The organism is Micromonospora sp. CNZ309 (assembly GCF_002846525.1).
Genome location: NZ_PJNG01000001.1, coordinates 4,561,427 through 4,587,478, shown reverse-complemented (window position 1 = coordinate 4,587,478; position 26,052 = coordinate 4,561,427). Strand labels below are relative to the sequence as shown.

The 26,052-nt window shown below is 75.4% G+C and carries 30 protein-coding genes; 20 read left to right on the top strand and 10 right to left on the bottom strand.

Features of this window, described 5'->3' with window-relative positions:
- Nucleotides 1-27 precede the first annotated feature (27 nt).
- The gene (locus CLT72_RS19275; protein ID WP_101415263.1) at nt 28-1,239 is read left to right on the top strand and encodes a DUF4032 domain-containing protein; all 1,212 of its coding nucleotides are present in this window, start codon (nt 28-30) and stop codon (nt 1,237-1,239) included.
- A 295-nt stretch (nt 1,240-1,534) separates the two neighbouring features.
- Here the strand turns inward: CLT72_RS19275 and nagA are convergent, their stop codons facing one another.
- Genes nagA through CLT72_RS19260 form a run of 3 tightly spaced genes read right to left on the bottom strand, consistent with a single transcriptional unit; the run spans nt 1,535 to nt 4,490 of the window.
- A complete protein-coding gene (gene nagA, locus CLT72_RS19270) occupies nt 1,535-2,644 on the bottom strand; it encodes an N-acetylglucosamine-6-phosphate deacetylase (RefSeq protein WP_101412987.1) in 1,110 nt (369 codons plus the stop codon).
- The gene (locus CLT72_RS19265) at nt 2,644-3,564 is read right to left on the bottom strand and encodes an ROK family protein (RefSeq protein WP_101412986.1); all 921 of its coding nucleotides are present in this window, start codon (nt 3,562-3,564) and stop codon (nt 2,644-2,646) included. The genes nagA and CLT72_RS19265 overlap by 1 nt, the downstream gene beginning before the upstream one ends.
- Nucleotides 3,561-4,490: an SIS domain-containing protein gene (locus tag CLT72_RS19260; protein WP_088998117.1), complete on the bottom strand. Its 930-nt coding sequence runs from the start codon at nt 4,488-4,490 to the stop codon at nt 3,561-3,563. Before CLT72_RS19260 ends, CLT72_RS19265 begins: the two co-directional genes overlap by 4 nt.
- A 195-nt stretch (nt 4,491-4,685) precedes the next feature.
- Between CLT72_RS19260 and CLT72_RS19255 the strand changes: the two genes are divergently transcribed.
- The 19 genes from CLT72_RS19255 (at nt 4,686) to CLT72_RS19165 (ending at nt 17,481) form a co-directional block, all read left to right on the top strand.
- A complete protein-coding gene (locus tag CLT72_RS19255) occupies nt 4,686-5,471 on the top strand; it encodes a DeoR/GlpR family DNA-binding transcription regulator (protein WP_088998118.1) in 786 nt (261 codons plus the stop codon).
- A gap of 142 nt (nt 5,472-5,613) precedes the next feature.
- Nucleotides 5,614-6,624, top strand: a complete 1,011-nt coding sequence (locus tag CLT72_RS19250) for an ATP-binding cassette domain-containing protein (RefSeq protein WP_101412985.1) — start codon at nt 5,614-5,616, stop codon at nt 6,622-6,624.
- Nucleotides 6,621-7,637 carry an ABC transporter permease subunit gene (locus CLT72_RS19245; RefSeq protein ID WP_101415262.1) on the top strand — a complete coding sequence of 339 codons (1,017 nt, stop codon included), beginning with the start codon at nt 6,621-6,623 and terminating at the stop codon, nt 7,635-7,637. The genes CLT72_RS19250 and CLT72_RS19245 overlap by 4 nt, the downstream gene beginning before the upstream one ends.
- A gap of 183 nt (nt 7,638-7,820) precedes the next feature.
- Nucleotides 7,821-8,372: a DUF3263 domain-containing protein gene (locus CLT72_RS19240; RefSeq protein WP_101412984.1), complete on the top strand. Its 552-nt coding sequence runs from the start codon at nt 7,821-7,823 to the stop codon at nt 8,370-8,372.
- Between the two features lie 220 nt (nt 8,373-8,592).
- Nucleotides 8,593-9,306, top strand: a complete 714-nt coding sequence (locus tag CLT72_RS32915) for a hypothetical protein (RefSeq protein WP_101412983.1) — start codon at nt 8,593-8,595, stop codon at nt 9,304-9,306.
- The gene (locus CLT72_RS32910; protein WP_101412982.1) at nt 9,303-9,695 is read left to right on the top strand and encodes a phage holin family protein; all 393 of its coding nucleotides are present in this window, start codon (nt 9,303-9,305) and stop codon (nt 9,693-9,695) included. The genes CLT72_RS32915 and CLT72_RS32910 overlap by 4 nt, the downstream gene beginning before the upstream one ends.
- A gap of 22 nt (nt 9,696-9,717) precedes the next feature.
- The gene (locus CLT72_RS19225) at nt 9,718-10,425 is read left to right on the top strand and encodes a DUF3618 domain-containing protein (protein ID WP_101412981.1); all 708 of its coding nucleotides are present in this window, start codon (nt 9,718-9,720) and stop codon (nt 10,423-10,425) included.
- Nucleotides 10,394-11,293, top strand: a complete 900-nt coding sequence (locus CLT72_RS19220; protein WP_101412980.1) for a hypothetical protein — start codon at nt 10,394-10,396, stop codon at nt 11,291-11,293. Before CLT72_RS19225 ends, CLT72_RS19220 begins: the two co-directional genes overlap by 32 nt.
- 152 nt (nt 11,294-11,445) lie before the next feature.
- Nucleotides 11,446-11,955: a GNAT family N-acetyltransferase gene (locus CLT72_RS19215; RefSeq protein ID WP_101412979.1), complete on the top strand. Its 510-nt coding sequence runs from the start codon at nt 11,446-11,448 to the stop codon at nt 11,953-11,955.
- A gap of 263 nt (nt 11,956-12,218) precedes the next feature.
- On the top strand, nt 12,219-12,695 hold the full coding sequence (locus CLT72_RS19210; protein WP_101412978.1) for a hypothetical protein: 477 nt from the start codon (nt 12,219-12,221) through the stop codon (nt 12,693-12,695).
- A gap of 2 nt (nt 12,696-12,697) precedes the next feature.
- Entirely contained in the window at nt 12,698-13,795 is a 1,098-nt protein-coding gene (locus CLT72_RS19205) for an SRPBCC family protein (protein ID WP_101412977.1), read from the top strand.
- On the top strand, nt 13,792-14,235 hold the full coding sequence (gvpJ, locus tag CLT72_RS19200) for a gas vesicle protein GvpJ (protein ID WP_101412976.1): 444 nt from the start codon (nt 13,792-13,794) through the stop codon (nt 14,233-14,235). The genes CLT72_RS19205 and gvpJ overlap by 4 nt, the downstream gene beginning before the upstream one ends.
- A gap of 2 nt (nt 14,236-14,237) precedes the next feature.
- Nucleotides 14,238-14,993 (top strand): GvpL/GvpF family gas vesicle protein, encoded by a 756-nt coding sequence (locus CLT72_RS19195; protein WP_101412975.1) that lies wholly within the window; start codon nt 14,238-14,240, stop codon nt 14,991-14,993.
- A 3-nt stretch (nt 14,994-14,996) separates the two neighbouring features.
- Nucleotides 14,997-15,308, top strand: a complete 312-nt coding sequence (locus CLT72_RS19190) for a gas vesicle protein GvpG (protein ID WP_101412974.1) — start codon at nt 14,997-14,999, stop codon at nt 15,306-15,308.
- Nucleotides 15,262-15,606, top strand: coding sequence for a gas vesicle protein GvpO (locus CLT72_RS19185; protein ID WP_088998130.1), 345 nt, complete (start codon nt 15,262-15,264; stop codon nt 15,604-15,606). The genes CLT72_RS19190 and CLT72_RS19185 overlap by 47 nt, the downstream gene beginning before the upstream one ends.
- A gap of 1 nt (nt 15,607) precedes the next feature.
- Nucleotides 15,608-15,976 (top strand): gas vesicle protein, encoded by a 369-nt coding sequence (locus tag CLT72_RS19180; RefSeq protein ID WP_088998131.1) that lies wholly within the window; start codon nt 15,608-15,610, stop codon nt 15,974-15,976.
- Nucleotides 15,960-16,811: a GvpL/GvpF family gas vesicle protein gene (locus CLT72_RS19175; protein WP_101412973.1), complete on the top strand. Its 852-nt coding sequence runs from the start codon at nt 15,960-15,962 to the stop codon at nt 16,809-16,811. The genes CLT72_RS19180 and CLT72_RS19175 overlap by 17 nt, the downstream gene beginning before the upstream one ends.
- On the top strand, nt 16,808-17,062 hold the full coding sequence (locus CLT72_RS19170) for a gas vesicle protein (protein ID WP_101412972.1): 255 nt from the start codon (nt 16,808-16,810) through the stop codon (nt 17,060-17,062). The genes CLT72_RS19175 and CLT72_RS19170 overlap by 4 nt, the downstream gene beginning before the upstream one ends.
- Entirely contained in the window at nt 17,059-17,481 is a 423-nt protein-coding gene (locus CLT72_RS19165; RefSeq protein WP_101412971.1) for a gas vesicle protein K, read from the top strand. Before CLT72_RS19170 ends, CLT72_RS19165 begins: the two co-directional genes overlap by 4 nt.
- Before the next feature lie 34 nt (nt 17,482-17,515).
- Here the strand turns inward: CLT72_RS19165 and CLT72_RS19160 are convergent, their stop codons facing one another.
- Genes CLT72_RS19160 through CLT72_RS19130 form a run of 7 tightly spaced genes read right to left on the bottom strand, consistent with a single transcriptional unit; the run spans nt 17,516 to nt 25,870 of the window.
- Complete coding sequence (locus tag CLT72_RS19160; protein WP_101412970.1) at nt 17,516-19,816, bottom strand: AAA family ATPase; 2,301 nt, start codon at nt 19,814-19,816, stop codon at nt 17,516-17,518.
- A 22-nt stretch (nt 19,817-19,838) separates the two neighbouring features.
- Nucleotides 19,839-20,387 (bottom strand): hypothetical protein, encoded by a 549-nt coding sequence (locus CLT72_RS19155; protein ID WP_101412969.1) that lies wholly within the window; start codon nt 20,385-20,387, stop codon nt 19,839-19,841.
- Nucleotides 20,388-20,431: 44 nt separating this feature from the next.
- Nucleotides 20,432-21,169, bottom strand: coding sequence for a GTP-binding protein (locus tag CLT72_RS19150; protein ID WP_101412968.1), 738 nt, complete (start codon nt 21,167-21,169; stop codon nt 20,432-20,434).
- Nucleotides 21,147-21,620, bottom strand: a complete 474-nt coding sequence (locus CLT72_RS19145; protein WP_101412967.1) for a DUF742 domain-containing protein — start codon at nt 21,618-21,620, stop codon at nt 21,147-21,149. Before CLT72_RS19145 ends, CLT72_RS19150 begins: the two co-directional genes overlap by 23 nt.
- Nucleotides 21,617-22,087, bottom strand: a complete 471-nt coding sequence (locus tag CLT72_RS19140; protein ID WP_088998136.1) for a roadblock/LC7 domain-containing protein — start codon at nt 22,085-22,087, stop codon at nt 21,617-21,619. The genes CLT72_RS19145 and CLT72_RS19140 overlap by 4 nt, the downstream gene beginning before the upstream one ends.
- Complete coding sequence (locus tag CLT72_RS19135; protein WP_101412966.1) at nt 22,084-24,714, bottom strand: nitrate- and nitrite sensing domain-containing protein; 2,631 nt, start codon at nt 24,712-24,714, stop codon at nt 22,084-22,086. Before CLT72_RS19135 ends, CLT72_RS19140 begins: the two co-directional genes overlap by 4 nt.
- Nucleotides 24,701-25,870: a hypothetical protein gene (locus CLT72_RS19130; RefSeq protein WP_101412965.1), complete on the bottom strand. Its 1,170-nt coding sequence runs from the start codon at nt 25,868-25,870 to the stop codon at nt 24,701-24,703. The genes CLT72_RS19135 and CLT72_RS19130 overlap by 14 nt, the downstream gene beginning before the upstream one ends.
- Nucleotides 25,871-26,052 lie beyond the last annotated feature (182 nt).

The following is a 26,052-nucleotide window of genomic DNA, read 5'->3' as shown; positions in this document are numbered from 1 at the left end:
CGGGGGGAACCCGTCAGACTTGTGCCCGTGCGGATCACCTCGGCCCTCGTGGACCCGGCGCTGCTCGACCTGCCCTGGTCGACGCCGCTGGAGGAGTGGCCTGCGCAGCACCTGGTGGCGCTGCCGCAGGGCATCTCCCGGCACATCGTCCGCTTCGTCCGGTTGGGTGAGTACGTCTACGCGTTCAAGGAGACCCGCGAGCGGATCGCCGAGCGGGAGTACGACCTGCTGCGCGCCCTGGAGCGGATCGACTTCCCGTCGGTGGAGGCGGTGGCGATCGTGGCCGACCGGCAGACCGACGACGGGGAACCCCTCGAGTCGGTGCTGATCACCCGGCACCTCCAGTTCTCGCTGCCCTACCGCGCGCTCTTCTCGCACACCCTGCGCCCGGAGACGATGGGCCGGCTGCTCGACGCGCTCGCCGCCCTGATCGTCCGGATGCACCTGACCGGCTTCTTCTGGGGCGACTGCTCGCTGTCGAACACCCTGTTCCGCCGCGACGCCGGGGCGTTCGCCGCCTACCTGGTGGACGCCGAGACCGGGGCGCTGCACCACTCGCTCTCCCACGGCCAGCGCGGCGAGGACCTGGAGATCGCCCGGGTCAACATCTTCGGCGAGGCGCTCGACCTCCAGGCCGCCGGGCTGCTGCACGAGTCGATCGACCCGGAGGTCGTCTGCGAGGAGGTCGTGCAGCGCTACGAGCGGCTGTGGCATGAGATCACCTACGAGCAGCAGGTCGAGCGGGAGGCCCGGCACGACATCGAGGGGCGGATCCGCCGCCTCAACGAGCTGGGCTTCGACGTCGCCGAGGTGGCCATGTCCACCATCGACAACGGCCGGTACCTGATCCGGCCGAAGGTGGTCGACGCCGGCTACCACACCCGGCGGCTGCTCCGCCTGACCGGCCTGGACGCCGAGGAGAACCAGGCCCGTCGGCTGCTCAACGACCTCGACGCGTACCGGGCCGAGAGCTACCTGACCGACGAGCAGCAGGCCGCGCACCGCTGGCTGACCGAGGTCTTCGAGCCGGTGGTCCGGGCCGTGCCCGCGCACCTGCGCCGCAAGCTGGAGCCGCAGGAGCTCTTCGCGCAGATCATCGAGCACAAGTGGCTGCTCTCCGAGCGGGCCGGCCGGGACGTCGGGATGGCCCCGGCCGTGCAGTCGTTCCTCGCCGACGTGCTGGTGCACCGCCCGGACGAGCAGGCCGTACTCGGCGTCGAGGTCCCCACCACCGGCTGACGGCCTGCTGCCGCCCGTCCGCCTGCTGTCGGCCGTCGTCTGTGTCTCACCGATGTATCTCGGCTGGGACTGTCGAGCTGCCCCTGTAAACGGGGCAGCCCGGTGGGTGCGTACCACCGTCCGTCGCCACACGGATTCCGAACGCGCAGCGCCAACCCGGCGGAGTGGTCTCACAGCTGGGGCAGCTCGACAGCGCGCGCGGTGTGCGGCGTGGCGGAGCCGGTGATCACCGCGACGAACTCGAACGCGGCGCACAGCCTGGCCCGCGCAGGCCGGAGTCGCGCAGCGCGCCGGGTCACTCCACCCAGGAGCCGCCGCGCATCACCCGGACCACGTTCAGGTCGTCGTCGAGCACCACCAGGTCGGCCCGGAGCCCGACCTGGAGCGCGCCCAGCTGGTCGCCGAGGCCGATCGCGCGGGCCGGCGTGGTGGCGGCCATCCGCACGGCGTCCGCGATCGGGATCCCGGCGGCCACGGCGTGCCGCAGCGCGGCGTCCATGGTCAGGGTGCTGCCCGCGATCGCGCCGTCGCGGGCCAGCCGGGCCACGCCGTCCGCCACCGTGACCGCCTGGCCGCCCAGGTCGTACTCGCCGTCGGCCATGCCGGCCGCGGCCATCGCGTCGGTGATCAGGGCGGCCCGCTCGGGGCCCGCCGTCGACGTGGCGAAGGTCAGCATCCCGTCGTGCAGGTGCACGCCGTCGGCGACCAGTTCGCAGACCACGTTCGGGGCGTCCAGCAGGGCCACCACCGGGCCGGGCTCGCGGTGGTGCACCGGCCGCATCCCGTTGAACAGGTGGGTGCCGACGCTCGCGCCCGCCGCGACGGCGGCGCGGGTCTCGTCGTACGTGGCGTCGGTGTGGCCGACCGCGGCGACCACCTGGTGCGCGGCGAGCAGCTTGATCGCCTCCAGCGCACCGTCCCGCTCGGGAGCGAGGGTGACCATCCGGACCGCCCCGCCGCCCAGGTCGATCAGCTCGGCCAGCTCGTCCGTGGACGGGTCGCGCAGGTACTCGGGGTTCTGCGCGCCGCAGCGGGCCGAGGAGAGGTACGGGCCCTCGAAGTGGATCCCGGCCAGCACCCCCTCGGCGACCAGCGGGGCGAACGCCTCGGTGGCCGAGCGCATGAGCGCGAAGGGCGAGCTGACGAGGCTGGCCAGCAGGGTGGTGGTGCCGTGCCGCAGGTGGAAGTCGGCCGCCTGCCGGGCCTGCCCGGCGTCGCCGGTGGTGAAGGTGTGTCCGCCGCCGCCGTGCGTGTGCATGTCGACGAAGCCGGGCACGATCCAGTGCCCGTCGCGCACGGACGGGTACTCGGCCACGGCCCGGATCCGGCCCTCGTCCAGCTCCACGCAGCCCTGCCGGATCACGCCGGTCGGGGTCACCACCTTGCCGTTCACCCGGTTGGCCATCACTTCTCCAGACTGTCGAGGGCGAGCAGGGCGGCGCCGAGGCAGCCGGCCTCGTCGCCGAGGGCCGCCGCGACCAGGCGCGGCTCCCGGTGGAACGTCATCCGTTCGTGCAGCGCGGCCCGGAGCGGGTCGAACAGCCGCGCGCCGGCGCGCGCCAGCCCGCCGCCGAGCACCACGGTCTCCACGTCGTAGAGGGCCTGACCGGTGGCGAGACCGTCGGCGAGCGCCTCGACGGCCTCCCGCCACACGTCCGCCGCCAGCGGCTCACCCGCGGCCGCCCGGTCGGCGACCTCGGCGGCGCTCGTCGGGACCCCCGCCAGCGCCGAGTAGCGCCGACCGATGGCCGACGCGGAGGCGACCGCCTCCAGGCAGCCGGGCCGACCGCAACCGCAGGGCGGCCCGCCGGGGCGTACCAGGATGTGGCCGATCTCGCCCGCGGCGCCGTGCGCGCCGGTGGCGGCCGTGCCGGCGACCACGTGGGCGGCGGCGATCCCGGTGCCGATCGCGACGAAGAGGACGTGCCCGGCGTCGCGTCCCGCGCCGAGCCGGGCCTCGGCCAGGCCGCCGGCGCGCACGTCGTGGCCGAGCGCCGTGGGCAGCCCGAGCCGATCCTGGGCGAGGTCCCGCAGCGGTACGTCCCGGAAGCCCACGTTGGCCGACCAGACGGCGATCCCGCGCGCCTCGTCGATCACCCCGGGCACCGCGATGCCGACCGCGACCGGGTCGAGCCCGTCGGCGCGGGCCTTGCCGGCGAGCCCCTCGGCGACCCCGAGGACGGTGTCCACCACGGCGTCCGGGCCGCGCCCGGCGTCGGTGGGGTGCCGCTCGGCGTGCAGCACGGTGCCGTCGCCCCGGACCAGGGCGCACTTCATCCCGGTGCCGCCGACGTCCAGCGCGACGACGACGTCGGCCGACCTCACGCGAGGACCACGGAGCGGGTCAGGTGCCGGGGCGCGTCGGGGTCGAGGCCCCGGCTGGTGGCGAGCGCGACGGCGAAGCGCTGCGCCAGGATCAGGTCGGCCATCGGGTCGACGGGCGTACGGCCGGCGGCCCAGCTGCCGAGCACGGTGCGGCAGCCGTGGGTGCGACTGTGCACGAACGCCGCGCCCGTCGCCGCCACGTCGGCCGGCAGCCCGTCGGGCAGCTCGCCGAACGCCCAGACCAGCCGGCCCGGGGCGGCGATCGAGATCGGGCCGTGCCGGTAGTCCATCGCCGGGTACGCCTCGGCCCAGAAGGTCGCCGCCTCGCGGCACTTCAGGGCCGCCTCCTGGGCCAGCCCGACGGTCCACCCACGGCCGAGGAAGGTGGCCTGCTCGATGCGGGTCGGGTCGATCGGCAGCGGGGCGCGTACGGCCACCTCGGCGTCGGCCGCGAGCGCGTCGATGTTGTCGCCGAGGTGGGCGCGGAGCAGGGCCAGCGCGGTGGTCGCGAAGCGCGTCTGCACCACCGAGCGCTCGTCGGCGAAGGGCATGGTGACCGCCGCGTCGGCCAGCGCGACGGCGGGGGAGTCGGGGTCGCCGACCAGGACGGTGCTCGGCACCCGCCCGCGCAGGGCGGCGATCAGCTCGGTGACCTCGGTGGTGGTGCCGGAGCGGGTGATCGCCACGAGCCGGTCGTAGCGCCGGCCGGTCGGGAACTCGGAGGCCTGGAAGGCGTCGGTCTCGCCCTGGCCGAGGTGCTCGCGGCGGGCCGCGTACGCCATCGCCATGAACCACGACGTGCCGCAGCCCACGACGGCGACCCGCTCCCCGGGGCGGGGGAGGTGACTCGTCGCGGTGGCGGCGAGGCGCGCCGCCTCCCGCCAGCAGTCGGGCTGGCTCGCGATCTCGGCGTCGACGTACGACATGAGAACTCCTACGCAGGGGAGCGGTGCGCAATACGGCTCGTTAGAGCCGCCTTTCGCGCGTTATTCTGCGCGAAAGCGGCTGGCTGTGGCAACCAGCCTCGGCATCGCGCAAGACAGGGTTTTGCGCCCTCGTAGTTTCGCGCACTACTGTGCACGCAATCAATCACCGACCGCGCAGTAACGGGAGGGGCCGGGGTGGACCGGTACGCCAGATGGAACGCCCTGCTCGAGATGCTGACCGACAACGGCCGGGTCAGCGTCGAGGAGGCCGCCGAGCGGCTGGACGTCTCCCAGGCCACCATCCGGCGTGACTTCGACCAGCTCGCCCAGCAGCAGATGATCACCCGGACCCGGGGCGGCGCGGTCGCCAACGGCGTCTCGTACGACCTGCCGCTGCGCTACAAGACCGCCAAGCACTCGGCGGAGAAGCAGCGCATCGGCGCCGCCGCCGCGGCGCTGGTCTCGCCGGGCACCGTGGTGGGCCTCAACGGCGGCACGACCAGCACGGAGGTGGCCCGGGCCCTGGCCGTGCGGCCCGACCTGAACACCAGCGCCGAGGGCGCCCAGCTCACCGTGGTCACCAACGCGCTGAACATCGCCAACGAGCTGCTGGTCCGCTCCCGGATGAAGGTCGTGGTGGCCGGCGGCGTGGTCCGCCCGAAGTCGTTCGAGCTGGTCGGCCCGCTGGGTGGGGCGCTGCTGCGCGAGGTCACCCTGGACGTCGCCCTGCTCGGCGTGGACGCCATCGACCCGCAGCTCGGCGCCGCCGCCCACCACGAGGGCGAGGCGGCGATGAACAACCTGATGGTGGCGCGGGCAAAGCGGGTCGTGATCATCGCCGACTCGTCCAAGCTGGGCGGTCACGCCTTCGCCCGGATCTGCCCGGTCGACCGGGTGGAGACCCTGGTCACCGACTCGGGTGCCAACCCCGAGGTGGTGGAGGCGTTCCGGGCCGCCGGGGTCACGGTCGTCTGCGCCTGAGGTACGCGAGCCGCCCAGCAGGGCCGGCCACGCAGAGTCACCTTCCGCATCCGTCGGCGCGTCGGATGCATACCGGGTATTGCGCGCGGCTGCATACCGCGTATGGTGTCGCGTGTCATACGCCCATCGGGGGAGGTGCAGCTTGCCAGCTGTCCTGGAGATCGAAGGTCTCCGCAAGACGTACAAGAGCCGTCGGCGCGGCACCCGCAACGCGCTCGACGGTTTCGACATGCGGGTCGAAGAAGGGCAGGTGCACGGCTTCCTCGGCCCGAACGGGTCGGGCAAGACCACCACGCTCCGTACGCTGCTCGGCCTCATCCGGCCCGACGGCGGCCGGATGACGGTCCTCGGCCACGAGGTGCCCGCGGCGCTGCCCGCCGTCGCCGGTCAGGTCGGCGCGATCGTGGAGAGCCCGCAGTTCTTCCCGCACTTCACCGCGCGCGACACCCTGTCCCTGCTCGCCGGCGCGGGCGACGTGCCCCGGCAGCGCGTCGACGAGGTGCTGGAGCTGGTCGGGCTGCGCGACCGGGCCGGCGAGCGGGTCAAGACCTACTCGCTCGGCATGAAGCAGCGGCTCGCCGTCGCCTCGGCCCTGCTGAAGAACCCGAAGCTGCTGATCCTCGACGAGCCGGCCAACGGCCTCGACCCGGGCGGCATCCGGGAGATGCGCACCCTGACGCGCAGCCTCGCCGAGTCGGGGATGACCGTGGTGCTGTCCAGCCACATCCTCGGCGAGATCCAGCTGATCTGCGACTCCGTCACCATCATCTCGCTGGGCCGGCGGGTGGCCTTCGGGCCGGTGGAGCAGGTGCTCGCCCAGCACTCCTCGGGCGCGGTCCGGGTGCGGCTGGAGGCGGTCGCCGACCTGCCGGTCGCCGCCGAGGCGCTGACCCGCGCCGGCATCCGGGTGAGCGGTCAGCCCGACCACCTGATGCTCGCCGGGGTCGACAAGCCGGCCACGGTGACCCGGCTCCTCGCCGAGCAGGGCCTCTACGTCAGCGAGCTGGCCCCGGTCGCCGTCGACCTGGAGAGCGTCTTCCTCGAACTGACCGCCACCGCGCCGGTACCCGGTCAGCACCGGCAGGTCGACCAGTCCACGAAGGTCGGTGGCGCGGGGCAGCCCGGCGCCGCCGGAGGAGGGTGGGGCGCGTGAGCCTCTACCGTACGGAGCTGCGCCGGCTCGCGAAGCGGCGCTTCACCCGCTGGATGAGCCTGCTGGGCCTGCTGGTGCTCATGGCCGTGGTGGTCGGGGTCTTCTTCACCAACGAGAAGATCGACGCCGCCACGGTGGCGAAGGCCGAGCGCTCGGCCGAGCAGCAGTGGCAGCGGGACGTCCAGCACAACGCGGAGTACCGCGCCGAGTGCGAGCGGGCGAAGGCCGCCGGGACGAGCGGGGACGACCGCTTCCCGCCGGACTGCGCGATGATCCAGCCGCCGCCGCGTGACGCGATCGAGGCGCAGTGGTTCCTGCCCTCCACCTTCGACTTCCGGGAGAACTTCGGCGACACGCTGCTGCCGCTCGCGGCGATCCTCGCGCTGGTCGGGTTCGTCATGGGGGCCTCGTTCGTCGGGGCCGAGTGGAACACCGGCGGCATGATGAACCTGCTGCTGTGGCGGCCGAGGCGGCTGACCGTACTGCTGACGAAGCTGGCGGCGCTGCTCAGCGGGCTGGTCGCCCTGGCGGTGCCCACGACGCTGCTGTGGTTCGGCAGCTTCTGGCTGGTCGCCCACTTCCGAGGCAGCACGGCGAAGATGACCTCGGGGGCGTGGCAGTCCTTCGCCCTGACCGGGCTGCGCGGGCTGGTGCTCGCACTGGTCACCGCGACCATCGGCTTCGCGCTCGCCTCGCTGGGGCGGCACACCGCGATGGCCCTGGGCGGGGTGATCGCCCTGATGGTCGTCGGCCAGTTCGGCCTCGGCATCCTGCTGGCGATGGCCGGCGTGCGCTTCGCCGAGGCCTGGCTGCTGCCGACCTACGCCCTGGCGTGGATGCAGAAGAAGGTGACCCTGGAGGACTGGAACACCTGCCAGGCCACCTACTACGGCGAGTGCAAACCGGACACTCTGGACATCACCTGGCAGCAGTCCTCGGTGATGATGACGGTCGGGTTCGTGGTGATTCTCGGCGCGGCCCTCTGGGCGATGCGCCGGCGCGACATCTCCTGACCGTCGGGCGGTGCGACCGTGGCTCTCCCCGGCCCCGGTCGCGCCGCCGGATCGTCCGATGCGAACCGGGTCCGCCCTGGTTAGGCTGGTGTTCCCCGCCGGTCGGCTGTCGCGGTGTGCCGCCCGCGCGCCGCCCCGGGAGACCGATCCGCCCGGAGCAGGACCAGCCCCACGAGGAGCGCCATGCAGCCCGCCGACGCCGCCCCGGCCGCCACCGAGCCGCCCGCGACGGGACGGTCCGGCGAGCCGGTCGCGACGGGCGAGGCGGTCGCCGCCGACGCGCCCGACGCCGCGGGCGTCGTCCCCCACCCACGCGGCGGCCCGGTCGCCGCGGCACCGACCGTCCCGCAGCCCCGCTCGGCGGCGGAACCGGAACTCGCCGTGGCGCCATCCGGCGCCACCGACCTCGACACCGGCGTCCCGGCGGACGTCGACCTCGACACCGACACCGACGCAGGGCCCGCCGACCTCGACACCGGCGTCCCGGCGGACGCCCGCCCGGAGAGCGGCCTGACCGAGCGGGAACGGCGCATCCTCGCCTTCGAGCGGCAGTGGTGGCGGCACGCCGGCGCCAAGGAACAGGCCATCCGGGACACCTTCGGCCTCTCGGCCACCCGCTACTACCAACTGCTCAACGCGCTGCTCGACAACCCGGCCGCCCTCGCCGCCGAACCGGTGCTGGTCGGGCGGCTACGTCGGCTGCGTTCCTCCCGGGCCCGCAACCGCCGCCGCTGACCGCTGTCGCACCCCACGACCGGTTCCGACCCGTCGGCACCGGCGGTCCGGTGCCGGCGCCGGGGTGCCCCCGGCCGGCCGTCCCACCGCTGTCCCCGACTCCGCGCCGGAATGTCGGCGACCCGCACGGGTACGCGGGTGTCGTTCCGGGCCGCGTGCCGCGGCCGGTACACGTTCCGGGCCGTGACCTGCGGCCCGGGGCCGACGGAGGGAGCGGGCGATGACGCAGATGAACCCGAGCCGGCCACCGGACGGTGCGACCGGCACCGCACAGCAGGCCCGGCAGGAGGCGTCCCGGGTCGGGCACCAGGCGGCCCAGGCCGGCGGACAGGTCGCGCACAGCGCCGCCGAACAGGGCGGACAGGTGGCGTCGGAGGCCCGGCGGCAGGCGCGCAACCTGACCGGCGAAGCCGGCACGCAACTGCGCGAACAGGCCCGGGCGCAACAGCACCGGGCCGCCGACGGGCTGCGCGGCATCGGGCGCGAACTCGGCTCGATGGCGGAGCGCAGCGAGGACTCCGGGATGGCCGGTCAGGCGGTCCGCCGGATGGCCGACGCCGCCGAACAGGCCGCCGGCTGGCTCGACGAGCGCGAACCCACGGCGGTGCTCGACGAGGTGCGGTCGTACGCGCGCCGGCACCCGGGCACCTTCCTGGCCGGCGCGGCCCTGGCCGGCATGCTGGTCGGGCGGCTCACCCGGAACCTGACCGCCTCGGGCGACGGGGCGCGGGGCGCGGGCCAGCCGTCGACCCCGCCGGCCGCCGCCCCGACCGGACCGGGTGCCGCGCCGAGCCCGGCCGGCCCGCGACCGTACGAGCGGACGGTCGAGGCGCCGTACGTGGCCGAGGAGGCGTACACCGGGACGGCCCGGGTGCGCAACGCCTCGCCTCCCGGTCGGCAGGGGCCGGACATCCCCGGCGGGGTGGCACCGTGAGCGCCCCCGAGAAGGAACGGACGCAGTCGGTCGGCGACCTGCTGGGCGACGTGACCCGGGACTTCTCGACGCTGGTCCGCAAGGAGGTCGAACTGGCCAAGGCGGAGCTGCGCGAGGAGGCGGGTCAGGCCGGCAAGGTCGGCGGCATGTTCGGCGGGGCGGCGCTGGCCGGGTTCCTGACGGTGCTGTTCGTGTCGTACGCGCTGTGGTGGGGGCTGTCCAACGTGATGGACCAGGGCTGGGCCGCGCTGATCGTGGCCGTCATCTGGGCCGCCGTCGCGGGTGTCCTGCTCGGCAGGGCGCGCAAGGAGAAGGCGCAGCTCCGCTCGGTGCTGCCCCGGACGAGGCAGACCGCAGGGGAGATGCCGGACGCGATGCGCGGCCGGTGAACCAGCCGGGAGGGAGCAGATCATGTCCAACGATCCGGACCGGATCCGGTGGGAGATCGAGAACACCCGGAACGAACTGAGCAGCGACGTCGACGCGCTGGCCGACAAGGTCAACCCGCGACGGATCGCCGGTGAGCGCGTCGGGCAGGCCCGTGGCGCACTCACCCGGGCCAGGGAGAAGGTGATGGGCGTGCAGTCGGACGGGCACGGTGCCGCGCAGCGGATGTCGCACGCGACAGGCCAGCGCATGTCGCACGCGGCCGATTCGGCGCGAGGGCTCGGGGAACAGTCCCGGGAACGGATGTCGCACATGGCCGGGTCGGTGCGGGAGGAGGCCCGTTCGCTCGGGCAGCAGTCCCGCCAGCAGGCGCAGGGCAACCCCCTCGCGGCCGGCCTCATCGCGTTCGGCGCCGGGCTGCTGGTCTCGTCGCTGATTCCGGCCAGCCGTCCCGAACGGCAGTGGGCCGGGCAGGCCAAGGAGATGGTGAGCGAGCACTCCGACCAGCTGCGTGCGCAGGCCGGGCACCTTCGGGAGCAGGCCAGCGAGGTCGGCCGCGAGGTGGGCCACGAGATGCGCCACAACCTGCGCGAGCCGGCGCAGGAAGCGGCCCGTGCCGTCGGTTCCACCGCCGTGAGCGGCGCGTCCGCCGTCCGGGACCAGGGCCGGTCGGCCGCCCACCAGATGCAGGGACAGGCGCATGAGGCCGCCGACGATCTCCGTCGCCGCTGAGGCGACCCGGGTCGTCGGGGCGGCGCGGACGATGCGGGTACGCTCCGCGTCCGCGCCGCCGCCCGACCGGCCGGTCAACGAGGACTTCGTCTTCCGGTTCGGGCCGCTGGCCGGAGTGCTGGACGGCGCGACCGTGCCGGAGGGCTTCGACACGGGCTGCGTGCACGGGCCGTCCTGGTACGTCCGGCACCTCGCGGCCCGGCTCGGGCTGGCGGAGGCCGTGCGCCCGACGGCGACCCTGATGAGCAACCTGGCGGCGGCGATCCTCGCCGTCCGGGCCGACCACGGCGGCGAGTGCGACCTCGATCATCCGGGCACCCCGTCGAGCACCGTCTGCCTGCTGCGTGACGGCGGCGACCACCTGGACTACCTGGTGCTCTGCGACAGCCCGCTGGTGCTCGACGCCGGTGGCCGGATCAGCGTGGTCACCGACGACCGGCTGGACGCCGCAATGGGGGCGGTGCGGGCCACGGTGGCAGCCGTGCCGGCGGGTTCCGCCGACCGGCTCACCCGGTTCCGCCGGGCCGTCGGCGTGCAGCGGGAGCGGATGAACCGTACCCACGGCTACTGGGTGGCCGCCGCCGACCCGGACGCGGCGTTCCACGCGGTGACGGGCACCCTGCCGCTGCGCGGGCCGGGCGCGGTACGGCGGGCGGCGCTGCTCAGCGACGGGGCGTCGGCCCTGGTGGAGCAGTTCGGTCTGCTCGACTGGGCGGGCCTGCTGGACGTGGCGACCGCGGAGGGGCCGGGCGCGCTGATCGACCGGGTGCGCACTGCGGAGCGTGACCATCCGGACCGGTTGCGTCGGCACAAGCCCGCCGACGACGCCTCGGTGCTGCTCTGCGAGTTCGACGCGGGCGAGCCCTGACCGGACCCCCGCCCACCGGCGGCCCTGCCAGCCCCGACAGCGGAGCGTGAGGCGGAACACCAGCGGTCCGACCGGCCGGTACCTTCCGCCGGACCGCCAGTGGAGGCCCGATGGGGTGGACTTGGGCCGGTGGGGGCGGCAGACTGCGGCACGTGGCGGGAACGGTGCGGTTGGAGCCGGTCGACGAGCGAAACCTGGAGCCATTGCTCTCCGTAGCGGCTGCGGAGGCGGAGCCCATCGACGTGATGCCGCCGGTGGAGGCGCCGGCGGGGTGGTCGCACGCCCGGCGGGAGGCGTTCCGCGAGTTCCACCGGGCCAGCTTCGCCGGCCTGGACGGCCCGACCGGCACCCGCATGTACGCGATCCTGGCCGGCGGCGAGGTGGTCGGCATGATCCGGATGAGCCGACGCGGCGAGCCCGGCACGGTCGAGACCGGGATGTGGCTGGGCCGCTCCGTCCGGGGCCAGGGGATCGGCGCGGCCGCCCTGCGCGAGTTGTTGAACGAGGCGGCGGCGGCCGGAATGCGCCTCGTGGTCGCGGAGACCACGGCCGACAATCTCGGCGCCGTGTCCGTCCTGGAGAAATGTGGCGCTAAATTGCGCGAGGACGACGGTAAGGTGCTCGCCGAAATATGCCTCGATTCGGCGCTGCCGGCCGTGTGACGGCCATTCGGCGGTTCTTCACCCTCTGACGTTCTTCCTGCTCCGGACCGCTTCTGTGTCCCTTTTGCGCGCGTGGGGCGGGCTCCGGTCAATGGCGTCGGCAAAATGCGGAGATGTTTTGCCGATGGGGCAACGGGTACTGCCCGCCGGGTCCGATTGAACGGGACACCTGATGTGCGGTCCGGCGCGTGCTGATCCCCGGCGGCCATTCTTTCGACCATTGCCGTCAGGTGTCCGGCGCTGCGGGGAGCGAAGGAGAACTGATGAGAAGCGGAGCACGAATCGGGCTCGCGGTCGGCTTCGGCTACCTGCTCGGCCGGCGGCGCAAACTGCGTACCGCCCTCACCCTGGCGGCCGCGGTCGCGGCCGGGCGGGCCAGTCGGGAGCCCGGCGGGCTGCTGAAGGCGGGCGGCAACCTGATCCAGTCGTCCCCCCAGTTGAGCAACATCGGTCGCCTCGGCGCCCCCCTCGCCGCCGCCTCCAAGGCGGCCGCGACCGCCGCCGCCGGCAGCGGCATCGACGCCATCAGCGGCAAGCTGCGCGGCTCGGCCGACGCGCTGCGCCGCAAGGGCGGCGCAGCGACCCCCGACGACGACCGGCCGGGCGCCGCCGCCGAGGGCGGGCAGCGGGACACCGGCGCCCAGGGCGGACAGCAGGACGCCAGCGCCGAGGGCGGGCGGCAGGACGCCGACGCCGAGGGCGGGCGGTCCGACGCCGGCACCGGACAGCGGGGGCGGTGACCATGACGGGTACGACGAGCCCCGGCGGCCTCGGGGACAAGGTCAGGGGCCAACTCGCCGGCGAGGCGCGCAACCTGGCCAGCGCCATCGGCGAACGCGCGGTCCAGGTGGTGACCGAGCGGATCACGGGCGCGACGGGCCGGCTCAGCGACTACGCGAAGCAGGGCGGCGGCCCCGGCCTGATCGCCGCCGCCACCGGCGCGCAGAAGCTCGCCGAGGGCGGCTCACCGGTCAAGGCGATGGTCCATGCCGGGTTGGCCGGCGGTAAGGAGAAGGTCATGGCGGCTCTCGGCAAGGGCGGCAAGGGCGGCGGCAAGAAGCTCAAGGTCACCAACATCGTGGAGACGATCGAGGTCGGTGTGCCGGTCCGGGTCGCGTACGACCAGTGGACCCAGTTCGGCGACTTCCCGAGCTTCATGAAGAAGGTCGAGAACGTCGACACCGAGTCGGACGAGAAGCTGACCTGGAAGGCACAGGTCTTCTGGTCGCACCGCACCTGGGAGTCCACGATCGTCCGGCAGATCCCGGACAAGCTCATCCACTGGCGCTCCAAGGGCGAGAAGGGCTCGGTGGACGGCACGGTCAGCTTCCACGAGCTGTCGCCCGACCTGACCCGCATCCTGGTGGTGCTGGAGTACCACCCGCAGGGTCTCTTCGAGCACACCGGGAACCTGTGGCGGGCCCAGGGCCGCCGCGTCCGGCTGGAGCTGAAGCACTTCGTCCGGCACGTGATGACCGAGACCGTCCTCGATCCGGACTCGGTGCAGGGTTGGCGCGGCGAGATCGAGGACTCGCAGGTGGTCCGGGACCACGAGACCGCGCTGCGCGAGGAGCGCCGGCCCACCGCGCGCCGCCGGCCACCGCAGCGCCGCCGTCCGGCCGAGGAGGAGTACGAGGACGAGTACGACGAGGGCGACTACGACGAGTACGGGGAGGAACCGGAGGAGGAGCAGGCCCCGCCGCGCCGCCGCGCCCCGGAGCGGGCCCGCCGCCCCCAGCCGAGGGAGGAGCCCCGCCCCCGCGAGGAGCCCCGGACCCGCCGCTCCCCGGAGGCGCCCCGCCGACCGGTGGTCCGGCGTCGACGGGAGGAACGGGAGTGAGCATCGCGACGAGCGAGGGCCCGGCCGGCGGTGCCCTGGAACGCGGCGGGGCCGGCTCGAGCCTGGCCGACGTCGTGGAGACCGTGCTGGACAAGGGCGTGGTGATCGACGCCCAAATCTCCGTCGACGTGGTCGGCATCCAGCTGTTGGAGATCAACGCCCGGATCACCGTCGCCAGCATCGAGACGTACCTGCGCTTCGCCGAGGCGGTGGACCGGTTCGACATCACGCCGGCGGACCAGAAGGGGCTGACCGACCTGGTCGGGGACGCCGCCGGGGCGCTCGGCGCGGGCGGTGCCGTCCCCGGGATCGGCGGAGCCGTCGGTGCGCTCGGCGGCACCGTCAGGGACACCGTCGGCGGACTCGGCGCCGGCGACCGGGACGGCGGCGCGAGTAGGGACCGCGACCGGCCCCGACGACGCCGGGACGGGGGTCGGTGAGCATGGCCGAGGAGAGCGGACTGTTCATCTACGGCATCGTGCCCTCGGACGTGGAGCCGACTGCGGACGCCGCCGGGGTCGGGGACCCGCCCGGCGAGGTGGCGGCAATCCGGCACGGCGAACTGGCCGCGCTGGTCAGCGAGGTGAGCCTGACCGAGCCGATCGGCCGGCCGGCGGACCTGACCGCGTACCAGGAGATGCTGGACGGCACGGCGGCCGTGGCGCCGGTGCTGCCGGTGCGCTTCGGCACGGTCGTCACCGGGCCCGACGCGGTCGCCGACCTGCTGGACGCGCACCACGACCGGTTCGCCGCCGCCCTCGACGAATTCGAGGGCCGGATCCAGTACACCGTGCACGGCCGCTACGACGAGGCGAGGCTGATCGCGGCGGTGCTGGCGGAGAACCCGGCCGCCGCCGAGCTGGCGGACCAGGTGCGTGGGCACCCGGAGGCGGCCACCCGGCCGCAGCGGATCCGTCTCGGCGAGATCATCAGCCAGGCGGTGGAGCTGCGCCGGGAGGCGGAGAACCGGCAGCTGGTCGACGCGCTCGACCCGCTCGTCGTGGCGAGCGCGCCCCGGGCGCCGAGCAACGAGCTGGACGCGGCGAACGCCGCCTTCCTGGTCGACCAGGACCGGGAGGACGAGTTCGTCGCGGCGGTCGAGGAGTACGCCGAGCAGCGCCGGGAGCTGATCCGGATGCGGCTGCTCGGCCCGCTCGCCCCGTACGACTTCGTCAGCGCCCATCAGCTGACCGGGTGAGCGGTGGACATCCTGTGGGCGCTGCTGACCCTGCCGTACGCGCCGGTGCGGGGGCTGACCGCCGTGGTGAAGGTGGTCGCCCGGGAGGCGGAGTCGCGGCAGCACAACCCCGTCGACGTCCGGCGCGAACTGGAGGCGCTGGACGCGGCGGAGGCCGCCGGCGAGATCAGCGCCGCGGAACGGGACCAGGGGCAGCAGCGGGTGCTGGAACGGCTGACCGGCGGCGCCCGGGTGGCGGCCCCCGGCGGGGGCGAGGGAGGTGAGCGCGATGGTGGATCTGATCCGCGGCGACGGCGGGCGGGCGCGCAGGAGTGAGCCCGTCGACGACCGGTACGACGAGGAGGAGTACCTCGAACCGATCTCGGCCGCCGAGGCGGCGCGCGAGGGGCTGCGGCAGGTCGTCGAGTTGACCGGCCGCGATCCCGTGGGGACCACCTCGCTCAAGTCGTCGCGGGACGGCTGGCTGGTCGGGGTGGAGGTGGTCGAGGACCGGCGCGTCCCGGCCTCCACCGACCTGCTCGGCCTCTACGAGGTGGAGCTGGACCTGGAGGGCGGGCTGCTCGGCTACCGGCGGGTGCGGCGCTACCAGCGCGGCAAGGGCGAGGTGGGTTGAGGTGACCACCCAGCCGCCGCCGGTGGTGCAGAACTCCGGCCAGGTCCTGCCCGCCGGGCACGAGCCGGCCAACCTCGGCGACATCCTGGAACGCGTGCTCGACCGGGGCATCGTGATCGCCGGCGACATCCGGGTCAGCCTGCTCGACATCGAGCTGCTGACGCTCAAGCTGCGGCTGGTCATCGCCTCGGTCGACACGGCACGGCAGATCGGCATCGACTGGTGGGAGCACGACCCGTGGCTCAGCTCGCGGGCGAGGCCGCCTGTGGAGCCCGGCCCACGCGACCCGGAACAGGTGGAGGCGGAACGCCGCCCCCGGGTCGCCCGCAGGGCCGCCCGCGGAGAGGAGTGGGATGAGTTCGACGGCTGACCTCCTGCCCGCCGCCGGGCCGGCGGGCACCGGTGTCGGGGTGTGGCTGCACGGCGTGACACGCGACGTCGATCCGGCCCTGCTCGCCACGACCGTCGGGATGGACGGCGCCGCGGCGCGCGCGGTGCGGGCCGCCGGCCTGGTCGCCGTCGTCAGCGCCGCGCCGCTGTCCGAGTACGGCGAGGAGGCCCTGCGCCGCAACCTGGAGGACCTGGCCTGGCTGGAACGGGCGGCCCGGACGCACCACGCGGTCGTCGCGGCCCTGTCCCGGGGCGGCGCGGTGGTGCCGGCCCGACTGGCCACCGTCCACCACGACGACGCCCGGGTGGCGGGGCAGCTCACCACCCGCCGGGCGGAGCTGACCGCCGTCCTGGACCGGCTCACCGGCCACGACGAGTGGGGCGTCAAGGGGTACGTCGTGCCGGGCGCGACGCCCCGCCCGACGGAGCCCGCCGGGTCTGGTGGCGCCGGGGCGGCGTACCTGCGGCGGCGCCGGGCCCAGCTCACCGCACGCGAGGAGGGGCAGCGGATCGCCGCCGAGGCCGCCGGCGCCGTGCACGAGGCACTGGCGGGGCACGCGGCGGCCGCCCGGCGGCACCCCCCGCAGGACCGCCGGCTCTCCGGGGCGCCCACCGCGATGGCGCTCAACGGGGCGTACCTGGTCGGGCACGGGGCGGTGGGCGGGTTCCGCCGGCTGGTCGACGCGCTCGCCGGGCGGCATCCCGAGATCCGACTGGAGCTGACCGGCCCGTGGCCGCCGTACTCCTTCGCCGACGAACGGCCCGCCGGGCCGGCGCTGACCGTACGGGAGCCGGACCGGGGGCCGGCGACATGACCACGTCGCTCGCGCCGAGCAGCGCCGACGACCCGCTCGCCTACCGGCCGGTGGCCCTGGTCGACCTGCTCGACCGGGTCCTCGCCACCGGCGTGGTGATCAGCGGCGACATCACCATCGCCGTCGCCGACGTGGACCTGGTCCGGATCTCCCTGCGCGCACTGGTCGCCTCCGTCGGCGCGTTGGCCCCGCCGGAGCTGCGCGACGCCGTCCCGGGCGCCGCCGCCGAGATGCCGGCGACGTCGCCATGACCGCCCCGGACGGCCCGACCGGCCCGGGTGGCGGGGCAGTGGACGCGGGCGGACCGGGCGGTGGGGGCGTCCGGCGGGACGAGGCAGCCGAACTCGCCGCCGCGCTCGGTGACACCCGGTGGCAGCCGCCCAGGGTGACGCCGCTGGACCGCCGGCTGGCCGTCGACCGGGACTCCGTCGAGCGGGGATTGGCCAGCCTCGTGCTCACCGTGATCGAGCTGCTGCGGCAGCTCGTGGAGCGACAGGCGCTGCGCCGCGTCGACCTCGGCGACCTCACCGAGGAACAGGTCGAGCGGATCGGCACCACGCTGATGGCGCTGGAGGAGCAGATGACGGGGCTGCGCGAGTACTTCGGCCTCGCGCCCGAGGACCTCAACCTCGATCTCGGGCCCCTCGGCCCCCTCCTGCCGACCGACTGACGCCCGCCGGCCCGTCGCACCGGGGAGCCGGCGGTCAGCCGGCCCGCTTCTCGGCGTACGCGGCGAGCCAGGCGACCTGGGTCGGGTCCAGGGACGGGCGGACCCGGGCGCGGGCCGAGGCCACGTGCGCGGCGGTGACCGTGGACGCGGTCAGCGACTCCCGCATGGCGGCCAGCGCCGCCTCCCGGACCAGCGCGGCGCAGTCGGCGGCCGAGAAGCCGTCCAGCTCCGCGCCCAGCTCCGCGAGGTCCACCTCGGGTGCCAGCGGCACGTTGCGCGCCGAGGCGCGCAGGATCTCCGCCCGCGCCGGCCCGTCCGGCGGCGGCACGTAGACCAGCCGCTCCAGCCGCCCGGGCCGCAGCAGCGCCGGGTCGATCAGGTCCGGTCGGTTCGTCGCGCCGACCACCACCACGTTGCGCAGCGTCTCCACCCCGTCCAGCTCCGTCAGCAGCGCGGCCACCACCCGGTCGGTGGTGCCGCCGTCGCTGGCCTGGCCGCGTACCGGGGCGAGCGCGTCCACCTCGTCCAGGAAGATCAGGGTGGGCGCGGCCTCGCGGGCCCGGCGGAACAGCTCGCGGACCGCGCGTTCGCTCTCGCCGACCCACTTCGACAGCAGCTCCGCGCCCTTCACCGAGAGCACGTTCGCCCGCCCCGAGCCGGCCAGAGCCGTCACCAGGTAGGTCTTGCCGCAGCCCGGCGGGCCGTAGAGGAGCACCCCGCGCGGCGGCTGCACGCCCAGCCGGGCGAAGGTGTCCGGGTAGGTCAGCGGCCACAGCACCGACTCGGTGAGCGTCTCCTTGACCTCCGTCAGGTCGCCCACGTCGTCCAGCGTCACCGAGGCCAGCTCCAGGGTGGAGGCGGCCATGGTGGTGGGCCGGACGACCTCCAGCGCGGCGGTGAAGTCCGCCATGGCCACCGTCGGCGTCTCCGCCGACTTCTGCCGCAGCGCCGCGCGCACCCCGGCCTCGCGGACCAGCGCGGCCAGGTCGGCGGCGACGAAACCGGGGGTACGCCCGGCGACCTCGTCGAGCCGTACGTCGTCGGCGAGCGGGACCTGTCGGGTCAGCACCGTCAACTGCTCCCGGCGCAGGGCCGCGTCCGGCAGCGGGACGCTGATCCGCAGCGAGAGCAGGTCCGGGGCGCGCAACGCGGGGTCGACGGCCTCGGGGCGGCCCGTGGTGCAGACGACCGCCACCCCCGCCCGTACGGTCTCGGCGACCATCTGCCGGAACACGGTCGCCACCGGGCCCGGCCCGTTCGCCGGGGCGAGTGCCTCCACGTCGGTGACCAGCAGCACCCCGGGGCCGTCGGCGCGCGCCTCGGCGGCGGCGGTGCGCAGCCGGTCGGCGGCCGCCTGGTTGGTCAGCGCGGCCACCTCGGGGGCCCAGAGCGGGCTGACCCGGGCCCCGACCCGGGCGGCCACGGCGCGTACGAGCGCGGCCTTGCCGGAGCCGGCCGGCCCGGCGACCAGCACGCCCAGCGACACGGCCGTGCCCAGCCGGCCGAGCACCTCCCGGTGGTGGAAGCCGAGGTCGAGCAGCTCGGTGAGCTCCTCGGCCTGCGCCCGCAGCCCGGGCAGCTCGTCCACCGCGGGCGGCGCGTCGTCGGCGCCCCCGACGGTCCGGCCGGTGGCGTCCACGGCCGGGCCGCCGCCGCGTACGCCCGCGGCACCCGGTCGGCCCGGGGCGGTCCCGCCCGCCGTCGCGCCGCCGGCCCCGAGGCGACCCCCACCGGGCGTGGTGCCGGCGGAGCCGTGGGTCGCCTGGCCGTGTTCCCAGCCGACGACCGTGTCCATGGTGACCAGCGAGCCGGGGCCGGGCTCGGCGGCGACCACGGCGAGCAGGGTGCTGGTCCAGGCGTAACCGACGCTGTTGGAGAGGCTGCGCCGGGCGGCTTCCACCAGGCTGCGCACCGAGGCGTCGGGCAGCACGTCCTGCGGCAGCAGCGACACGTCGTCCCCGGTCGTCACCACCTTGCCGAGCAGGGCCAGCCGGAGCATCTCGGGGGAGACCACGGCGGCGATCTGCGCCGGACCGGCGAGCAGCACCCGGCGGGCCGGGGTGACCGGCAGGGGGCTCACCGTGACCTGGCCGCCGTCGCGGATCCCGAGGTTGCCCAGCAGCAGGTCGTCGGCGTAGAGCAGCGCCGTGCTGGCGGTCGGCTCGGCCGGCGCGACGATGCCGGCGGTCGTCCGCCGGCCCGCCAGCCGCACCGGGTCGCCCGGGCGCAGCGCCAGCGCGGTGAGCACCTCGGGGTGCAGCCGGACGACGCCCCGCCGGGCGTCCAGGGCCGCCGGCCGCAGGCTCGCGGTCAGGGTCAGGTCGGGTTCCGCCACCGCCCGACCCTAGCCGCCGTGGTCACGCCGCGCCCGTTCCCGGGGCGTCGTGCGCCGCGCGGGGCCCGTCACCGTCGCCGAGCAGGGACGGGTCGCGGCGGATCAGCTCGGCCAGCCGCGCCGCCGGGTCGGGGGTCAGCCCCTCCCGGGCCGGCGTCCAGGCCGGCACCGTCTTGACCGACAGGGGCCACGCCGGCGGCGGCGCGGCGGCCTCCGCGTCGACCGTCACGCCCGCGTCGGTCCAGGCGACCCGCAGCGGGTACGCCTGCCCGTCGTGCTCCACCCGGATGCTGACCGCCGTGCCGGGGTGGCCGGCCACCACCCGACGGACGGCCTCGGCGACCTCCGCCACGGGGTCGCGGGGTTCCGCGCCCCGCCGCGTGTCGGCCCAGCCCGGTCCGGCGTTGCGCGCCTCGGCCCGGGTCTCGGCGCGGCCCGGGCCGGAGCCGTCGCGCGCCTGCGCCGGGTCGGCGACCTCCCCGACCGCCGGCCCCGCGTCGGCGGCCCGCCGGCGCAGGGCCTCCTCGCGGCGGGCCATCCGGGCCAGTGTCTCGTCCAGTCCACCTCTCATCACGACCACCCCTTCTCGCGAAACGGGTCGAACCGCCGCAGCGGTCAGGACTTCCTCTCCCGGGTGGCCCGATCGAGTGCGCGGTCCAGGACGACCAGCAGGGCGTCCCGCACCGAGAGCCGGTCCCGGGCGTCGAACTGCACCAGGGGCACGTGGTCGCCGACGGCCAGCGCCCACCGGATCGCGTCGAGGTCGTGCGCCAGCCGCCCGTCGAAGGCGTTCACGCCGACCACGAAGGGCAGGCCGGCCCGCTCGAAGAAGTCGATCGCCGGGTAGCAGTCGTCCAGCCGGGCGCTGTCCACCACGACGAGGGCGCCGAGCGCCCCGCGGGCCAGGTCGTCCCACATGAAGCCGAAGCGGGCCTGCCCCGGCGTGCCGAACAGGTACAGCTTCAGGCTGCGGTCGATGGTGACGCAGCCGAAGTCCATCGCCACCGTGGTGGTGGTCTTCGCGGAGCGTACGCCCGGGTCGTCGATGCCGATCCCGGCGGTGGTCATCTCCGCCTCGGTGGTCAGCGGGGCGATCTCGGAGATCGCGCCGACAGTGGTGGTCTTGCCGACCCCGAAGCCGCCGGCGATGAGGATCTTGACGGGGATCGGCGGCGCGGCGGCCGGCGTGGGCCGGGGCACCGAGGCCACGCCGGTGGCCGGCGACCGGTGCGGCGGCGGGGCGGACGCGGCGGGTTGCGGCCCCGTCGGGGAGCCGTACCGGGCGGCGGCGCTGTTGGCGGCGATCCCGCCCAGCGGGGCGACCGGCCATTCAGGAGATCGCACGGAGTCCATCAATCACTCGGAGGATGATGTCGGGGTCGAGGGCGTCGGCGCCGTCGTGCACGTCCAGGTGGCCCGCCGCGCGGAGGTCGCCGACCAGCACCCGGGCCACACCGAAGTGCAGCCGGGTGCGGGCGGAGATCTCGGCGACCGAGATCGGCTCGTCGCAGAGCATGACGATCGCCTGCAACTCGGGCGCCAGCAGGTTCAGCGGCGCGGACCGGTCGGTCGCCGGCCGGGCGGTCACCTGCGTCTCCAACCCGATCGCCGGGTCGGCGCCGGCCACCCGCCCGGCGGTGAGCACGAACGGGCGTGGGCCCGCCGGCCCGTCCTCGGACGTCGGCGCGGCCGTCGCCGCCGGCAGGCCGGGTCGGGCGTCGTGCGGGGACGACGCGCGCAGGTAGGGCCGGATCCGGATCGTGGGATCCGGGTCCGGTCCCTCGCCGGCGACCTCCGGGGTCATTGCTGAGCGGCGTTCTTCAGCTCGGCGATCAGTCTCGGGGTGAGGGCGCCACCGGCCCGGCCGGCGAAGAGCGTCATCTCGTAGGCCACGGTGCCGAGGTTCGCCGAGCGGTCGGCCACCACCCCGAGCACGGAACCGCTGCTGATCGCGCTGATCAGCAGGTAGCCCTCGGCCATGTCCACGACCACCCGGTTCAGCCCGCCGAGGGCGTACCAGCTCGCGGCGCCGCCGGCGAGGCTCGTCATGCCGGAGACCACGGCGGCGAGCCGCTCCGCGTTGGAGCGGTCCTTGATCGCCGACATGGCCATCAGCAGACCGTCCGACGAGACGGCGATCGCCTCCAGCACCCCGGCCGTGCTGGAGGTGAAGGAGTCCAGCAACCAGTTGAAGGTGCGCGCCTCCGGGCTCAGGTCCCCGGCGCCCGGGTTCTGGTGGTCGACGTTGTCGTGCAGGAAGGGGCTGGTCACCGTGATGTTCCCTCTTCGTAGCGGTGGTCTTGGCTGACTTCACGCAGAGCGCGGGCGACGCCCGCCTCGAACTCGGTGAGGAGGTCGCGGACCTCGTCCGGATTGCCCGGGTGCGGGCTGTCGGGCTGCCGGGCCGGGGTGGCGGCGAGGTTGGCCCCGGGCACCCGCCGGGTCAGCCGGCCCGGCACCGTGCCGTCCGGCGTCCGGCGGCCGCGCTCGGCCCGGCGTACGCCCGACTCGACGGCCTCGACGAGGGCGCGGGCGGCGGCCGGATCGGCGCCGCCGGCCTCCACCGGCCCCACCGTCGGCGGGTCGGCGGGGCGCAGGGTGGCGCCCGGCACCCGCTGGCGGATGCCCGGCGGGGCGGCGTCGGCCGGCGCCTCGGGCTCGCCCCCGGAGCCGAACGCGTCCCAGGGGGCGCCGGCCTCCATGCTGCGCGTGGCGCGGCTCAGCAGCGCCGCGTCGAACCCGGACGGCGGGGCCTCCGGCGCCGTCCAGACCGCCGCGCGGGCCTCCGGCATCTCGGCGACCGCCGCGCGGGGCAGGGCAGCCGGCGCCTCGACTGCCGTGACGCGGGCCCGGGCGGCCTCCGGCGCCTCGGCGGGCGCGACGTGGGAGCGGCCGGGCGGTGCCTCGACGGCCGCCGCGTACAGGTGGGCCGTCGCCGGTGCGTCGGCCGTGCGGGCCCGGGCCGCCTCCGACGCGTCGGCGGGGGAGCGCCGATCGCGCGTGGGTACGGCGGCCCGGGCCACGGCCAGACCGGCCCGCTCGGCGCGGTGGATCACCAGCGAGGTCTCCGGCACCTCCAGGTGGGCGGTCACGCCGCCGCCGGTGGTCGGTGCCAGCCGCACCGTCCAGCCGTGCCGGCGGGCCAGCCGGCCCACCACGAAGAGCCCCAGCACCTCGGTCGGCGCGAGATCCAGCCGCTCCCGCCGGGTGAGCCGGGCGTTCTCCTCCGCCAGCCGCTCCCGGGTCATGCCGATGCCCCGGTCGACCACGGTCAGCCGCGCCCCGGAGCCGGGCTGCTCGCCGTCCACCGTGACCCGGGTGTGCGGCGGGGAGAAGACGGTGGCGTTCTCCATCAGCTCCGCCAGCGCCAGGACGAGGTCGCCGACGGCGCCGGGCGCCACCGACACGCCGGGCGGGACCCGCACGTCGACGCGCGTGTAGTCCTCGATCTCGCCGAGCGCCAGCCGGACCACGTCGCCGAGGGGCACCGGCGCCACGTGGGGGTCCGCGCCGGCCGAACCGGAGAGCACCACCAGGCTGCCCGCGTTGCGGCGCAGCCGGCTGGAGATGTGGTCGAGCCGGTACAGGTGTTCCAGCCGGTCGGGGTCGGTCTCCTGCCGCTCCAGCCGGTCGATCAGCGCGAGCTGCCGGCCGACGAGGTTCTGCGTACGGCGGCCGACGTGGCCGAACATCTGCGCCACGTTGCGCCGTCCGGCGACCTGCCGTTCGACGAGCCGGGCGGCGGTGCTCTGCACCCGGTCGAACGCGCGGGCCAGGTCGCCGATCTCGTCGCGGGCCCGTACGTCGACCGGGTCGAGGCGCACCGGCGCGACGCCCTCGGTCTCGTCGTCGGCGACCCGGGTCAGCTCCGCCTCGGCGACCCGGGCCACCCGGTCGGCGGAGCGGGTGAGCCGGGTCAGCGGCCGGGCCACCGTCCTCGCGACGGCCGCGCTGAGCAGCACCACCACGGCGAGGATCAGGGTGGCGACCCCACCGACCAGGTACGCCTCGGTCAGCGCCCGGCGCTGCTGCCGGGTCACCTCGGCGATGACGTCGGCGACGAGCTTCTTCTCGATGAACTGCCCGAAGGTGATCATCGAGCGGACCGACGGGAAGAGCGCGTCCAGCGGGATGCCCCTGGTCGCGCCGGCCGGGTCCAACGCGCTCGTGTGGAGGAAGTCCGCGCTGGTACGGGCGGCCACGGCCGCGTCGTTGAGTCTCGCCAGCGCGAACTGCTCCGGCGTGATGAGGCTGCGGAACCGCTGGTTGTCCACGCGCAGCGCGGCCATGCAGGCGACGTACGAGGCGCTCGCCCGGGGCGCGCCGGTGGCCTTGACGAGCACGATCAGGGTGGCGCAGGCGGCCAGCCCCTCGTCGGCGCGCAGCAGTCCGTCCAGGGCCAGCACCTGCCGTCCCGCCGCCGTCTCCGTGTCCACCCCGAACGGCAGCCGCAGCGACTCGATCAGCGCCGTGTTGACGGGCCCGTACGCGGCCATGATCTGGTCCGGGGTGGCGGTCCCGGCGAGCACGGCGGCCCGCAGGTCGGTCAGCCCGCGTACGCCGTGCAGGGCCTCGGCGACCCGGGGCGGCAGTTCGTCGCCCCGGGTGGCCCGCAGGTCGGCGACCCGGTCGTCCACGCTGGCCGTCCGCTGCACCAGTTCGGTGCGGGTGACCCGGCCGAGCAGGAGGCCGACGGAGAGGACGCGTTCCTGTTGCAGGTCCTGCACGAGGGTGCCGATGCGGCTGGCGACGCGGACCCGCTCGGCGATGTCGCCGGCGCGCTGGGCGGCGGCCACCCGGTCGAGCACCGCCGGCACGGCCAGCCCCACGATGCTGAGCAGCGGGATGACCACGAGCAGCGCGAGCTTGCCCCGGATCCGGAGCCTAGCGAGCAGCATCGGCGGGCCCCCACTGCGCGCCGGGTTCGCGGGCCGGCCCCACGGGCTGGAGTCGACGCGGTTCGGCGGTCGGCGGCCACGGCGTGTCCTCCGGCGGGCCGGTGGCCCCGTCCCGCTCGCGCCGGGCCTGTGCCGCGCGCTGTCGGGCCCGGCGGGCGGCGGCGAGCCACACCGCGCCGAGTGCCGCCCACAGCAGTACGGCCAGCACCCCGGCCGCGACGGTCAGCCACCGGCTGCGGTCCAGGTCGCCGAAGCGTTCGGCGAGCAGCGCGTCGAGTTCGTCCAGGATGACGGGTTGGAGCTGCTCGGCGGCGGCCTGCGCGTCGCGCCGGGCGCCGGTGATCTGCGCCTGGTCGGCCACGGCGTCGCGACCGGTCGGGGCGGAGCTGGCCGCCAGCGCCTCGACGGCCCGCTGGTACGTGTCGAGCGGGGTCAGCACGCTCGCGCCGAGGTCGGCGCTCTCCGAGCTGTCCACGGCGGCCCGCAGGTCGGTGACCAGGTCGCCGGCCGGGGTGAGGACGGCGACCCGGAGGGCGGCGATCTCGACGGCGGTGCGGTTGCGGTCGGCGGCGGGCCGGCGGGCGGCGAGCACGGCCAGGTCCGCCAGCCGCCCGGTCGCCACCACCGTCTCGGGCAGGTCCCGGCTCGCGTGCTGGAGGAAGAAGGAGTCCGACCGGGGGTCGCGGACGAGTCCGGAGGTCTCCCGGACCTTGTCGTGCAGGGCCAGCAGCAGGTCGGTGGCCTCGCCGTACGCGGCGAAGGCCGCCTCCGGGTCGGCGGGACCGCGGGGGCCCAGCGCCTCGATCTTGGCCCGCAGGCCGGCCCAGCGTTCCTGGGTCCGCAGCTCGGCGCCGATCCGCGTGTCGATGGAGGCGGCGGCCTCGACCGCGCGGGTCAGCGCCGAGCTGTCGGCGGGTCGGGCGGCGACGGCGGCGGACTGGGCGTCGACCAGGGCGTGGGTGACCGGGCCGAGGGCGCGCAGGTACTCCACGCCCAACCGTTCCCGGCTGGCCAGGTCCCGGTCGTCCGCCGTGAGCCGCCAGGTCTGCACGAAGAGCAGGGTCATCGGCGCGAGCAGGGCGACGAGGAGCAGCAGCGGCAGTACGCGGCCCACCGCGGTGGGCCGCCGGCGGGCCGGCGGCGCGGGGACTGTCATGTCTGTCTCCTCCGGCGGGAGCACGGGATGGTGGTGGTGTCGGGGGTCGACGGTGAAGTCCCGTGCACCGGACCGGAAAACTAACCGACCAGCGGGGGCCGTTCCGGCCGCCGGACGGTCAGCTTTGCGTCATGAAGCCCGAAGTAACCCCTGGGTAATCCGCCGGACACGGTGGGTGTCGG